Raw genomic sequence first — 13,794 nt, forward strand, 5'->3', positions numbered from 1 at the left:
CTTTAGGTGCGCAGCACTCCCCGATCGCGCAACACATCAAGGCAGACCGCCACATGCTCAGCAACACGCTGATCGCCAGTTAAATGAATCGCCGGTGCGTGCGGCGGTTCATAATCTGACGATATGCCGGTAAACGCAGGGATCTCGCCAGCGCGCGCTTTTTTGTACAGCCCTTTTGGATCGCGCTGCTCGCACACCGCCAGCGGCGTATCGACAAAGACTTCGATAAACTGCCCTTCTGGCAAACGCTCGCGCACCATCTCTCGCTCCGCGCGGAATGGTGAGATAAAAGCACTGAGGACAATCAGACCAGCATCGGTCATCAACTTGGCCACTTCACCAATCCGGCGAATATTCTCGGCTCTGTCCTGATCGGAAAAACCCAGATCGCGACACAATCCATGGCGAATATTATCGCCATCCAGCAAATAGGTATGGTGCCCTTCTGCCACCAAGGCGGCCTCCAACGCACCAGCAATGGTCGATTTGCCCGAGCCAGACAAGCCGGTAAACCAAAGCACCACAGGTTGCTGCTGTTTTTGTTCACTGCGCTGGGCTTGGTCAACATGATGCTGATGCCAGATCACATTGGGATCAGTTGACGCAGATACAGTGTCAGTCATGAAAGTCTCCGCTATTTCGTTGGCCACGCCATAATTAAGGGGCGACCGCCGTTAAAGGAAAAACAATCGGTAACAGGGTGAGCACTACTGCGGAATACACCACAGATAATGGCAGTCCCAGACGCAAATAATCACGTAGCTGGTAATTTCCCACGCTGTATACCAATAAATTGGTTTGATACCCGTAAGGGGAAATAAAACTGGCACTGGCGCCAAATAGCACCGCCATCACAAAAGGCATAGGATCAACCCCATACCCTAGCGCCAGGCTATAGCCAAGCGGGAAAGCCAGCGCCGCCGCGGCATTGTTGGTGATAAGCTCGGTCAGTAACAAAGTCAGTAAGTATACAGCCACCAGCGCTCCTATCGCTCCCCCTGCGGTAAAGGTCGCCATAAACCAATCACTAAAGCGCGCCGACAACCCTGACGCCAACATAAGCTGTGCCAATGTCAGCGCCGCGCCGACAATCACCACCACTTCAACCGGAAATCGACGTTGTAAATCGTGCAAGGAGATAATGCCGGTGACCAGCAACACCACCAAATAAGCGGCTAAGCCATTGAGAATTGGCATAGGGGTGAGCAAGGCCGCGCCAATCACCGCGACAAATCCCACTAGTACCGCAACGCTTTTACGCTCGGAAAGCCGGGTACTGGCTTCCAAACCATTAAAGAGTACGAATTCACGCCGTAACGCTTGGCTGTCTTGGCGAAAGGTTTTGCCCGGCACCAACACCAACGTATCGCCGGCATGCAAAGGAATATTACCCAGCCCACCGTCGAGTTTTTCATGGCCGCGGCGAATGGCGACCACCACGGCATCAAAGGTCTCGCGAAATCGGGCGGCTTTGAGAGTTTTGCCACAAATGCTGGCGCTGTGGCTCACCACCACCTCAATCAAGTTTTGTCCATCAATGTGATGCTGGCCGAACAAGGTCAAGCCCGGGATCTCTTGCAAGGTCGCGACACTTTCCACATCGCCGGCAAACTGCAACTTGTCACCGGCCAATAACGGCGTATCCGGACACACAGGCGCAATGACGCCGTCTTGACGATGAATTTCGGCCAAGTACAAGCGGCGTAGTGCCCGCAAGCCATTGTCTGCCACACTACGACCGCATAAGGGTGAGTCGGCAGCCAACCGTGCTTCGAGCACATACGGCAAGCTCTCTTCTTGTTCACCATCATGGCGTGGCAACCGATAGCTAAACGGAATTAATACCAATAGCCCTGACACCAATGCAGCAGCACCAATGACCGTTGGCGTGAAAAAGCCCAAACTGGGTAAACCCGCCCGCTCAACAAAGCTGTTCACAATGAGATTGGTGGACGTGCCAATCAGCGTTAGGGTGCCGCCGAGAATGGCGCTGTATGACAATGGGATCAAAAGCTGTGAGGGTGAGTGACGTCGGTTGCGCTTGATCGCGCCAATCATGGACACCACTACCGCTGTGTTATTGACCAGCGCCGACAGCAACGCACTTGAGATGCCTAATTTGGCAATCACGGTGGGGAGTTCGCCGTGCGACGCCTGCTGCGCAACCCAGCTGGTCAAATGGGTTTTCTCTAGCGCACAAGAAACCAAAATCAGCAATACCAAGGTCAGCAGTGATGGCGCGGTAAAGTTCGCCGTCAGCGCTTCAACCGAGGTGAGCCCAGTTTGGAATGCTACAAACGCGGCCCCCGCAAACAAGAGCACAGGCTTTATTCGAGTGAGCACCAAGCCGGCGACAATCGCCACCAGCAAGGTGAGTACCGTGGTTTCTTGCCAACTCATCGTTTACCCCAGTTGGCGTAGATCCCGCGCTTGCCAATGCGGAAAGTGCTTGCGGATAAGCTGGTTTAATTCAAGCTCAAATGCTGAAAACGACGAGGTGGTTAGTGGCTGCGTCTCAGCCACATGACGGATCATCCCCGCGCCGACCGTCACATTGGTGAGGCGGTCAATCAGGATAAAGCCACCGGTATTCGGGCTATCGTGATAGGTATCCAGCGGCACCGCTTCGCTCAAGGTCAAGGTGCAACGACCTATGCCATTGAGCGGCAAGGTGTCTGCGTCATGAGTATTAAGCGTATTAACATCGACCCCATACGACAGTGCCTCAACCTGCGCTGAGGTTTTCTTGCTGGCCAACTGAATGTCGTATTCGCGCCCCGGTGCCAGTGGGGTTTGCGTCATCCACACCACGTCGGCGTCAAATCGTTGACCCACCGCCACGTCATCATCCGCTCGCACCAAGAGATCGCCACGCGAGATATCAATTTCTCTATCTAAAGTGAGGGTGACCGCTTGACCGCTAAAGGCAAATTCACGATCACCGTCAAAGGTGACGATGCGCGCGATCTTCGCGGTCAGCCCAGAAGGGAGTACCTTAACCTCATCGCCCACATGCAACTCGCCACTGGCAAGGGTGCCTGCATAGCCACGGAAGTTCAGATCCGGTCGATTGACATACTGCACGGGAAAACGGAGCGCACCCGTCCCGCGCGATTTTTCAATGTCGATGGCTTCTAGCTGGCTGAGTAGCGGCTCGCCTTGATACCACGCCATCGCGTCACTGGCATTGACCACGTTGTCGCCTTCCAGTGCCGACAAGGGCACCATAGACACTGACAAGCCGGGATTGAGCTGATCGGCAAACGCCAGATATTGCTGTTGAATTTCATCAAACCGAGCTTGGCTATATGCCACCAAATCCATCTTGTTCACCGCTACCACAAAATGCTGAATACCCAGCAAGTTAGCAATGTACGAATGACGGCGGGTCTGATCCAAGATGCCGTGACGGGCGTCGATTAAGATCACCGCCACATCACAGGTCGACGCACCGGTGGCCATATTCCGGGTGTACTGCTCATGGCCTGGGGTATCGGCAATGATAAACTTACGCTTGGAGGTGGAGAAATAGCGATACGCCACATCAATGGTAATCCCCTGCTCGCGCTCGGCTTGTAGGCCGTCTACCAATAGCGCCAGATCCGGTTTCTCGCCCGTGGTGCCGACACGCTGGCTATCGGCATGGACAGCAGCCAGCTGATCTTCATAGATCTGTTGCGAGTCGTGCAGCAAGCGGCCAATCAAGGTCGATTTACCGTCATCGACCGAGCCACAGGTCAAAAAGCGCAATAAACTTTTGTGTTGATGCTGTTGCAGATAACCCTCAATACCCAGATCGGCCACCTGTTGTTGAATTGCTGGATTCATGACTGCTCCTTAGAAATAACCCTGACGCTTTTTGCGCTCCATGGATCCGGACTGATCGTGGTCGATCGCCCGCCCTTGGCGTTCACTTGAGGTAGCGACCAACATCTCTTCGATGATCTCTGGCAAGGTGGTCGCGGTGGATTCAATCGCCCCGGTAAGCGGGTAGCAGCCCAGCGTGCGGAAACGTACCGATTTATGCATCACGGTTTCCTCGGGCCCAATCGGCATCCGCGCATCATCGACCATGTACAAGGTGCCCTCACGCTCCACCACCGGGTGTTCAGCCGCCAAGTAAAGCGGGACAATATCGATATTTTCCAGATAGATGTATTGCCAGATATCGAGCTCGGTCCAGTTAGAGAGCGGAAACACACGAATGCTCTCGCCCGGGTTCACTTGGCCGTTGTAGTTGCGCCACAGCTCTGGCCGTTGATTTTTCGGATCCCAGCGGTGGTTCTTATCGCGAAACGAATAGACGCGCTCCTTGGCACGGGATTTTTCTTCATCTCGACGCGCGCCGCCAAACGCCGCATCAAACTTATGTTGATCCAGCGCCTGCTTCAGCGCTTGGGTTTTCATGATGTCGGTGTGCTTGTCGGAGCCGTGATCAAAAGGATTAATCCCCTGTGCTATTCCTTCTGGATTTTTGTGCACAATCAGATCTAGCCCCAGCTCTTTAGCGGTGCGATCGCGAAAGGTAATCATGTCGCGAAACTTCCAATCGGTATCGACATGCAACAGCGGAAACGGGATCTTACCGGGGTAAAAGGCTTTGCGTGCTAAATGCAGCATCACCGACGAATCTTTACCAATTGAATACAGCATCACGGGGTTATCAAACTCCGCTGCGACTTCCCGCAGTATATGAATGCTCTCGGCTTCCAACTGCTGGAGGTGAGTCAGTGTTTTTGCGTCCATCTTCATTATCCTTTAAGCGAAGTTAACCACGGCGGTTGGCGCTTGCGTGGGATCGGCATCGCTTACCGCGCGCCCCTCGCCAAACCATGTCAGCTGACCGGCGAGTGCCGCCACTTCGCCCACCACGATCAGCGCGGGCGACGCAGCTTGTTCCGCCAGCGACGGTAAGTTGTTGAGTTGACCGGTAAAGACTTTTTGCTCTGGGCGGGTGCCGTTTTCAATCACCGCCACTGGCGTCTCCGGTGAACGGCCATGAGCCAAAAGCTGGCTTTGAATGTGGGCCGACTTCATTAGCCCCATGTAGATCACCAAGGTTTGCTGCGCGCGTGCCAAGGTGGCCCATTCCAGCGTGTCTTGTTCTTTTTTCAAATGGCCGGTAATAAACAGCGCCGTTTGGGCGTGATCGCGATGGGTAAGCGGAATACCGGCATACGCCGTTGCCCCTGCAGCGGCGGTGATACCAGGCACCACTTGAAACGAGACTCCGGCGTTGGCCAGTGTTTGTAACTCCTCGCCACCACGGCCAAACATAAACGGATCGCCTCCTTTTAAGCGCACCACCCGCTTTCCGGCTTGAGCATGCTCGACCAACAGACGATTAATGTCGTCTTGGCTCACACTGTGGTAGCTCGCCCGTTTGCCCACGCAAACCAGCTCTGCATCTCGGCGACACAACTCCATAATCGGCTCAGCGACTAAATAGTCGTATAACACCACATCGGCTTGCTGCATCAATTGCAACGCGCGCAAGGTCAATAGCCCAGGATCCCCTGGCCCGGCGCCAATCAAGGCCACTTCGCCTTGGGTGGTGATTTGTCCACTGAGCTGTTCAAGCGCCTGCTCGGCTTGCTGGTGTTTGCCCGCCGCGACTAAATCAGCAAACCGGCCACTAAAAGCGGCCTCCCAGAATTTGCGCCGCCCCGTTAAAGTCGGAATGCGTGCTTTCAGTTTGTCGCGAAACGCGCCCGCCATCGCTGCCATTTTGCCGATATGTTGGGGGACCAAGGTTTCAATTTTTTCACGTAGCATCCGTGCCAATACCGGCGCTTTACCGCCCGACGAGATAGCAATGATAATGGGGGAGCGATCCACTAAAGAAGGGACAATAAAGCTACATTTAGGGGTGTCATCGACGACATTGACCAAAATATTGCGGCTGTCAGCGGCAGTGGAGACCAACTCGTTGACTAAGGCATTATCGGTCGCCGCAATTGCCAGCATGTTTCCGTCCAGATGATCGGGACGAAACGCCTCGCGCAACACCCTCAACTTTCCTTGCGCTTGCGCCTCTTCAATTTCACGGTCGACCTCTGGGGCCACTAAGGTGACCGCCGCCCCGACTTTGAGTAGCATGCGGGTTTTTCGCCATGCCACTTCGCCACCGCCCACCACGAGGCAAGGACGACGTTTGAGCTGAGCAAAAAGAGGAAGATAATCCATGATCGCGCATTTCCTTGATGACAATACCGCCACTATATCGCCCCACAACTATTACCTGAAATTCTATAAATTCATTTTTTATTCTTTTTAGTGCTTTAGGAGTAGTGGAATGGGTAAGGCATCGGGTCAATCAAACAATGACTGCGATCGCAAAGCGCTCAATCCCCGCCTCAGAGCTTTGAAACGGTTCGATAAAGCCGATCAAGCGCACAGCTTCATGTGAATGATAAACGGCATAATTCAATTGCTTGATAACTAACGCACACTTTTCACTTGGAGATCCTGTTATGCGTTTGCTCCCTTCTGCTGTCGCCACCGCGGTGGTTGCCGGTCTGTTTGCCGCATCTGGCAGTGCCTTTGCCGATACCATCAACTTGCGTGTGATTGAAACCACCGATATTCATACTAATGTGATGGATTACGACTACTACAAAAATAAGCCGTCACAAAAAATCGGTTTGGTCCGCGCCGCGACCGTGGTCAAACAAGCTCGCGATGAAGCACAAAACGCGCTATTGGTCGATAACGGTGACCTGATCCAAGGCAGTCCAATGGGCGATTACATGGCGAGCAAAGGTATCCAACCTGGCGAAGTGCACCCAGTGTACAAAGCGATGAACTTGCTCAATTATGAAGTGGGAAACATCGGTAACCATGAATTCAACTATGGCTTGGCCTTTTTAAAAGAGTCAATCAACGACGCTAACTTCCCGTATATCAACGCCAACGTGTTTGATGCCGATAGCGGCGAGCACTACTTCGACCCGTATTTAATTAAAGAATACCAACTCAAAGATGAAGACGGTGATAGCCACACCATCAAAGTCGGTTACATCGGCTTTGTCCCGCCGCAGATAATGACTTGGGATAAAGCCAATCTCGAAGGAAAGGTGATCGCCAAAGACATTAAACAAACCGCAGAAAAGTTAGTGCCGGAAATGAAAGCCAAAGGGGCCGATGTGGTCGTGGCTATTCCTCACTCAGGTATTTCACAAGCGCCTTATAAAGCGATGGCAGAAGATTCTGTGTATTACCTCACGGATGTCGACGGCATTGATGCCATTGCCTTTGGTCATTCACATGCCGTCTTCCCTGGAGAAGACTTCGCCAATATTCCCGGTGCGGATATCGATAAAGGCACGATCAATGGTGTGGCCAGTGTGATGGCCGGCCGCTGGGGCAGCCATGTCGGTGTGATAGATCTGGCGCTCGAGCAAGTCGATGGCAAATGGCAAGTCACTGACAGTCAGGCTCAGGCGCGTCCGATTTTTGATCAGGCCAATAACAAGGCCTTAGTCGAGGCCGATGAAGCTTTGCTTAAGGCTGTGGAGTCAGACCATAAAGCCACACAAGATTTCGTCAATCAGCCAATTGGTCAAGCCAATGATGTGATGTATTCCTACTTGGCCCTGCTTCAAGACGATCCGACCGTACAAATCGTTAACCTCGCACAGCAAGACTATGTCGAGCGCATGATTCAAGGGGACCCTGACTTAGCCGATCTGCCGGTGCTGTCTGCCGCCGCGCCTTTTAAAGCCGGTGGTCGCAAAAACGATCCGAGCAACTTTACCGAAGTGGAGGCGGGCCAACTGACGTTCCGTAACGCCGCCGATCTTTATCTGTACCCGAATACCTTGGTGGCACTGAAAGTCTCTGGTGCCGAGCTTACCCAATGGCTAGAGTGCAGTGCCGGCCAGTTTAACCAAATCGATCCCAACACAGAGCAGCCCCAGTCACTGGTGAACTGGGATGGATTCCGCACCTATAACTTTGATGTCATTGACGGTGTCGAGTATCAGATTGATATCACCAAGCCTGCCCGCTACGACGGAGATTGCAATGAGGTCAATCCAGACGCGTCGCGAATCATCAACCTGACCTATCAAGGTGAGCCGGTTGACCCTGAGCAAACCTTCCTGATAGCGACCAACAATTACCGTGCTTATAGTGGTAAGTTCCCAGGCACCGGCAGCGACCATATCGCCTTTGCCGCGCCGGATGAAAACCGTACCGTGGTCGCCAACTACATCAGCCGTGTGAGTCAAGAAGAAGGCCAAGTCACAGTGAGTGCGGATAACAACTGGTCTATCGCGCCTATCGAAGGCGACGCTGTGGTCAGCTTTGAAACCTCACCGAGCGAGAAAGCGGCGCAATTTATCGAGCAAAAAGGCCAATGGTCAATGCGCCGCCAAGGCACTGATGAAGTGGGATTTGGCGTTTATCATGTTGATTTAAGCCAGCCTCGTCAGTAGCTGGTTAACGACACCCAATAAATAGCTTTTGAATACCGCAGCCTGTCTGCGGTATTTTTTTACTTTCCCCTTTGGAGTTTTGGTATGGATTGGCAAATCGTGACATTTGACGCGCTTGATACGCGCACCTTATTCACACTGATGAAATTACGGGTAGATGTGTTTGTAGTGGAACAAGCCTGTGCCTACCCAGAGCTTGATGCGCTCGACACCGCGCCAGAGACGCTGCATTTAATGGGCTGGCTGAATGGCGAGCTGGCGGCTTATGCCCGTGTGCTGGCACCAGGTGCAAGTTACTCAGGCGCCAGCATTGGCCGTGTGATCGTTGCGCCCGCTCACCGAAACGGTCAATGGGGGCATCAATTGGTTCGCCACGCGATTCAGGCTTGCCAGCAACATTGGCCACATGATGATATTGAGATTGGCGCACAAACACATTTACAGCGGTTTTATCAAACCCATGGCTTTTCGGCGTTTTCCGACGCCTACTTAGAAGATGGGATCCCCCATATTGATATGCGTTTATCGGTGAGTGACGCATCCGCCGTTTAAAGCAAAAAATCCCGCTGAATCAGCGGGATTTTGTTTTCATCTATTGGCGGTACGACCTATTTGGTTAGACGGAAGCGCTGCATGGTCGTTTGCAGTGATTGCGCCAACTGGCTGAGCTCGCTACAGGCTTGTGCGGTTTGATCAGCACCGCCAGCGACTTCTTGTGACGAATCATTGATGCGCTCAATGTTACGGCTTAGCTCATCCGCTACCGAGTCTTGCTCGCCACAGGCACTGGCAATTTGCATGCCCATATCAGCGATGTTTTCCACTGAGGTTTCAATCCCACGCACCAGCTGTTGAGCCTGGTCGCCCTGCTCTACGCATTGCTCAATGCTTTCACAGCTTTGCGTAGTGGCATTGCGCGCTTGCGTGGCGTGTTGCTGCAGTTTTTCGATGATGGTGGTGATTTCGCCCGTTGAGTCTTGGGTACGGCCCGCTAAGGTACGCACTTCATCGGCCACCACCGCAAAGCCACGGCCCGATTCACCAGCACGCGCTGCTTCAATTGCCGCGTTCAACGCCAGTAAGTTGGTTTGCTCGGCAATATCACGAATGACATCCACCACCATGTTGATTTGTTTCGACTGCTGATCGAGCTCACTCACGGTATTGCCCGTTTGACGCATGTCCTCTGCTACTTTGCGAATCGAAGCAACCATGCCATCGATGTCTTGCGCCCCCATACGGGACTGCTCGCTCGCTTCGTTGGCGGCGGTGGATGAGCTTTCGGTATTCTGCGCCACGTCGGCAACGGTGGCTTTCATCTGCGCCATCGCGGTCGCCACTTGTGATACTTCATGTTGCTGGCTTTGCATCCCGCTTGAGGTTTGGCTCGATACGGCACTGACCTCTTCGACTGCACTGCTCAATTGGGTTACCGCGGCAATCACTTCTTCAATCAGCGTGCGCAGACTATCTTGCATGGCGATGCTTGAGTCTGCCAATTGACCCATTTCATCATTACCAATCTGGCTACGATCCAATTGATAACTTAAATCCCCTTTGGCGATAGCAGAAGACTGCTCCATCACTAAACGCAACGGATTGATGATCGCACGAGTAAACACCACTGCCACCACAATCATAAAGGCGATTACCGCAAGCAGTACCCCAATAATAGTCATGCTCACCGTGGAAACCTGGCTAAGCATCGAGGTGCGGTTTTTAACGATAAAGCCTTGCATCAACTCAGACATTTCCGTTAAGGACTTATCTAACTGGCCGAAGGTACCAAATGATTTAGATAAAATTTGTTGTGCCGCGGTCAGTTGCCCGTCTTCAACACGGTCAGGAAAAGCACTGATCTCTTGATTATATTTGTCCCAATTATTCTGGATACGACTGAAAATGGCTTTTTCATCATCGTACCAAAGCGTCTCTTGGTAGGCGTCGAGAGCACGGCTATAATCGCGCTTCATAACATCGATCTCGCCCAAGATTTCACGTCGTTCTGCCGGATCACTAAAGGTAAGAACCGCATACTGATCCTGACGAATACGAACGATTTCTTCACTAAGTCGTTCGATCTCAAGCACCGCGGGAAGGGTGTCGTCAGTAAAGTTCAGCATATTATCGCGCATGCCGCTGACTTGGGTGAAGATGTAAAACCCAAAGATCACGACAGCAATACCAATGAGGGAAAAAGCCGCGGTAAACTTTTTGCCAATAGATAGATTTTTCAACATGGAAAAGCGAGTCCTCAACAAATTAGTGATTAGCGTGTTAATGCCTAGACATCCATGTTGAGGCGGGCTTGCGTGTCTGTCCTACACAGCGGCGCGAATACTAGCACAAAAAACAACCAAAGTGTGATGAAAGACTCATTATTTTCGTAAAAAGTATGTCATACAACACTGGCTTGTTTGGCAGGCATTCACACCCTTAACCGCAATTTGTCCCTTTTCCGCCTCAATGATGCAATGTATCCAGCCGTATTGACTGATTTATAAAAAGTAGCTTAAAAATCGTGCTGCAGCGACTTTAATCACAAAATTGCGCAAAAAACAGACAGAGTAAGGACTATAAAAGACAGGGAAGAGACCGAAAGCACCACCTATCAATGCCTTCGGTTAGATTGACGGTTTCAAGAAACTAACGTTGACGGGCAAAACCGCCATCAGAAAGGCGAAAATACAGTGCGGATTGACCTTTCTCCGTTTCGATCTGCAATATATCTAGCGCGCCACTGGATGTCCGTTTAAAACGAATCCATTGGCCAGGCTGAATGCGGCTGATAGGTTTGCCTTCACCTTCAATATTGGCAATCGAATACAAGTCCGTTAAGGCGAGATCGTAGCGTCGGAATACTTTGGCCAAGGTATCACCAGACTCAATTTGATGACGTGTCCAAGCGCTCTCTTCTGCGGTTGAGGACTCCTGTGACGTCGCAGAGTCAGCCACTGACGATGCGTTTTGTGACGCTGTTGACGATGGAGCTGTTGACGATGATAACGAACGGCTCGCATCTGGATTGATCGCAACCGGCTGTCGCGCCTGGCGCACAGGTTTATCCGATGACGACTCAGGCGGCGTGGGGCTAGGAAGTAAGGCCAATACCACAACGACGGGAACCAGGATCATCAACAGTCGCCGGTGGAGACGAGGCAGGTGGCGCCACGCGTGTTGTATTCGCGTTAGCATCGCACTGTGACGACTTAACGTCGCCGCTTGCTCTAAAACAGTGGTGAGTTTGTGTCCACCTTTCGCACGCAGTTTATCCCAGAGCGCTCGTATTGCTATTAACTTCATTGCCACTCCGCGCATATATTGTTGTTTTGTCCTCACATTGGACGCCTTTTTGGCACAAAAGTTTACCCACGAAACCATCACCTGTTATCCTTTCACACTTTATTGACCCACAAAAGAGAGACGTTATGTCTGACGTACAACTGGAAACCGTCGAACAGAAGGCCAGCTATGGCATCGGCCTACAAATGGGCCAACAACTTGCGGGCAGTGGCCTTGAAGGTTTAAACGTCGATGCGATTGCCAAAGGCATCAGCACGGCCTTAGCTGGCGAAATGCCAGAGATCGAAATTGATGACATTAATAACGCATTGCGTGATCTTCACACAAAAGCGGAAGAAGTTCGTCAAGAAGCTGCAAAAGCACAAGCCGCAGAAGGCGATACTTTCTTGGCTGATAATGCCAAACGTGATGAAGTGACGGTAACCGAATCAGGCCTACAGTACGAAGTGCTGGTACAAGGCGACGGTGACATCCCAACCAGCGATAAGCAGGTACGTGTGCACTATCATGGCCAACTGATCGATGGCAGCGTTTTTGATAGCTCAGTTACGCGTGGCGAACCGGTCGAGTTCCCAGTGACTGGCGTGATTAAAGGTTGGGTGGAAGCCCTGCAAATGATGCCGGTTGGCTCTAAGTGGAAACTGTATGTACCACAAGATCTGGCCTACGGCGAGCGTGGTGCTGGCGCAGCAATCCCGCCATTTGCTGCATTAGTATTTGAAGTAGAGTTGCTTGATATCCTGTAAAACGGATCAGCGCTTGAATAACGAGTAAAGCGATGCCAATCGGCATCGCTTTTTTTGTACTGATTACTGCACGTATTCACGTGGGTTGACCGCGCCCCACCAGCTGTATATCTCAGGGAAGATCACATCCGCACTCGATTCATACTCTTCAGCGCCAATGGTCTCCTCCCCTTGCTGACCAAAGAGCACCACTTCATCGTTTGGCATCACTTGATCCGCAATCTCGGTAATATCGACCATAATGGTGTTCATGGATGAAACACCGACCACGGGGGCTCGGTGACCTTGAATCAAGACATCAGCGTTGTTGCCCATTTTACGTGGCACACCATCCGAATACCCCACCGGCAGGTTCGCCAACACCGAATCACGCTTTAGCGTATAGGTACTGTCATACCCCACGGTGCTGCCTTCAGGCAAGTGATGCACAGAGGCCACTTTAGTTTTAAAGCTCATGATCGGTGGCAGTTCACGGTTAGTGGGCTGATCGCCATACAAGGCGCCTCCCGGACGAACCATATCAAGATGGCCTTCAGGAACATTCAGGGTCACAAAAGAGTTCGCCGCGTGCAGCAATACGTCTTCACGTTGAAGCCCAGCTTCCTCTATTAGCCATTCGCTGTTCGCAGTAAACTGTCCTAACTTGCTACGAACATACTCCGCTTCATAGTTAGGAAAGTGAGTCATGATACCGACGACGTTAAAGCGTGGGTCGGTAGCGATATCCACCGCAACTTGTTTGCCAGATTCCTCGTTCATCTCAATACCATTACGCCCCATACCACCGGCATTAAAGGCCATATGGACCGGAATGGTAATATCATGCTTGTCGGCTAACTCACGCATTTGCTCGGCTTGCTCTGCCGAGCCAATGAGCTCTTGCATGTTCAATGCTAATGCACTTTCCATTTCCTGCAAGGTCGCGGTCCGTACACGCATGATCTCGCCGGTAAAGCCGCCTTCGCGCAACGTCCGAGCTTCTTCATTACTGGCAATACCAACACAGTCGATACCACTTGCAATCACGGTGGGCAATAAGCCTGCAATGCCATTGCCATAGGCATCCGCTTTCATGACGGCACAGATTTTCGTCCCTTCACTGACTTGCTGTTGAACACGTTGAATATTGTTAGCAAAAGTGGCCGTGTTCACTTCCAGCCAGCCGTTTCCGTGCCCCATATAACGCTGGTTAGTATCAGACATGGAGGGAGCTGCTGATGTATAGTCAATGACCGCCGGGGCGCCAATGGCAACGACACCGGCGACGGCAAGCGCGACTAAAGATAGTTTTTTGTTCATAAGATTCA

11 protein-coding genes are annotated in these 13,794 nt (G+C 52.0%); 3 read left to right on the top strand and 8 right to left on the bottom strand.

Translation table 11 applies throughout. The features are described 5' to 3' along the window. Positions 1–2: 2 nt before the first annotated feature. The 5 genes from cysC to cysG are packed head-to-tail and all read right to left on the bottom strand — an operon-like array spanning position 3 to position 6,186. Complete coding sequence (gene cysC, locus BZG78_RS04810) at positions 3–623, bottom strand: adenylyl-sulfate kinase (RefSeq protein WP_077660533.1); 621 nt, start codon at positions 621–623, stop codon at positions 3–5. 34 nt (positions 624–657) lie between these two features. Beyond that, entirely contained in the window at positions 658–2,400 is a 1,743-nt protein-coding gene (locus tag BZG78_RS04815; protein ID WP_077660534.1) for an SLC13 family permease, read from the bottom strand. Positions 2,401–2,403: 3 nt separating this feature from the next. After that, on the bottom strand, positions 2,404–3,828 hold the full coding sequence (cysN, locus tag BZG78_RS04820) for a sulfate adenylyltransferase subunit CysN (RefSeq protein ID WP_077660535.1): 1,425 nt from the start codon (positions 3,826–3,828) through the stop codon (positions 2,404–2,406). Between the two features lie 9 nt (positions 3,829–3,837). Beyond that, the gene (gene cysD, locus BZG78_RS04825; RefSeq protein ID WP_077459989.1) at positions 3,838–4,746 is read right to left on the bottom strand and encodes a sulfate adenylyltransferase subunit CysD; all 909 of its coding nucleotides are present in this window, start codon (positions 4,744–4,746) and stop codon (positions 3,838–3,840) included. A gap of 12 nt (positions 4,747–4,758) precedes the next feature. Continuing rightward, complete coding sequence (cysG, locus tag BZG78_RS04830; protein WP_077660536.1) at positions 4,759–6,186, bottom strand: siroheme synthase CysG; 1,428 nt, start codon at positions 6,184–6,186, stop codon at positions 4,759–4,761. 287 nt (positions 6,187–6,473) lie between these two features. Here cysG and cpdB point away from each other — a divergent pair, with 287 nt between their 5' ends. Both cpdB and BZG78_RS04840 read left to right on the top strand, forming a co-directional pair. After that, positions 6,474–8,438, top strand: coding sequence for a 2',3'-cyclic-nucleotide 2'-phosphodiesterase (gene cpdB, locus BZG78_RS04835; RefSeq protein ID WP_077660537.1), 1,965 nt, complete (start codon positions 6,474–6,476; stop codon positions 8,436–8,438). A gap of 84 nt (positions 8,439–8,522) precedes the next feature. Beyond that, positions 8,523–8,990: a GNAT family N-acetyltransferase gene (locus BZG78_RS04840; RefSeq protein WP_077459992.1), complete on the top strand. Its 468-nt coding sequence runs from the start codon at positions 8,523–8,525 to the stop codon at positions 8,988–8,990. A 56-nt stretch (positions 8,991–9,046) separates the two neighbouring features. Here the strand turns inward: BZG78_RS04840 and BZG78_RS04845 are convergent, their stop codons facing one another. After that, positions 9,047–10,678, bottom strand: a complete 1,632-nt coding sequence (locus BZG78_RS04845) for a methyl-accepting chemotaxis protein (RefSeq protein ID WP_077660538.1) — start codon at positions 10,676–10,678, stop codon at positions 9,047–9,049. A gap of 406 nt (positions 10,679–11,084) precedes the next feature. Then, a complete protein-coding gene (locus BZG78_RS04850) occupies positions 11,085–11,741 on the bottom strand; it encodes a LysM-like peptidoglycan-binding domain-containing protein (protein ID WP_199877163.1) in 657 nt (218 codons plus the stop codon). A 125-nt stretch (positions 11,742–11,866) separates the two neighbouring features. On the opposite strand from BZG78_RS04850, the gene BZG78_RS04855 reads away from it, so the two are divergent. Beyond that, positions 11,867–12,487, top strand: a complete 621-nt coding sequence (locus BZG78_RS04855; RefSeq protein ID WP_077660540.1) for an FKBP-type peptidyl-prolyl cis-trans isomerase — start codon at positions 11,867–11,869, stop codon at positions 12,485–12,487. 63 nt (positions 12,488–12,550) lie between these two features. Here the strand turns inward: BZG78_RS04855 and alr are convergent, their stop codons facing one another. Beyond that, the gene (gene alr, locus BZG78_RS04860; protein WP_077660541.1) at positions 12,551–13,786 is read right to left on the bottom strand and encodes an alanine racemase; all 1,236 of its coding nucleotides are present in this window, start codon (positions 13,784–13,786) and stop codon (positions 12,551–12,553) included. Between the last annotated feature and the right edge of the window lie 8 nt (positions 13,787–13,794).

This window comes from Salinivibrio sp. MA351 (assembly GCF_001996065.1).
Taxonomy (GTDB): domain Bacteria; phylum Pseudomonadota; class Gammaproteobacteria; order Enterobacterales; family Vibrionaceae; genus Salinivibrio; species Salinivibrio costicola.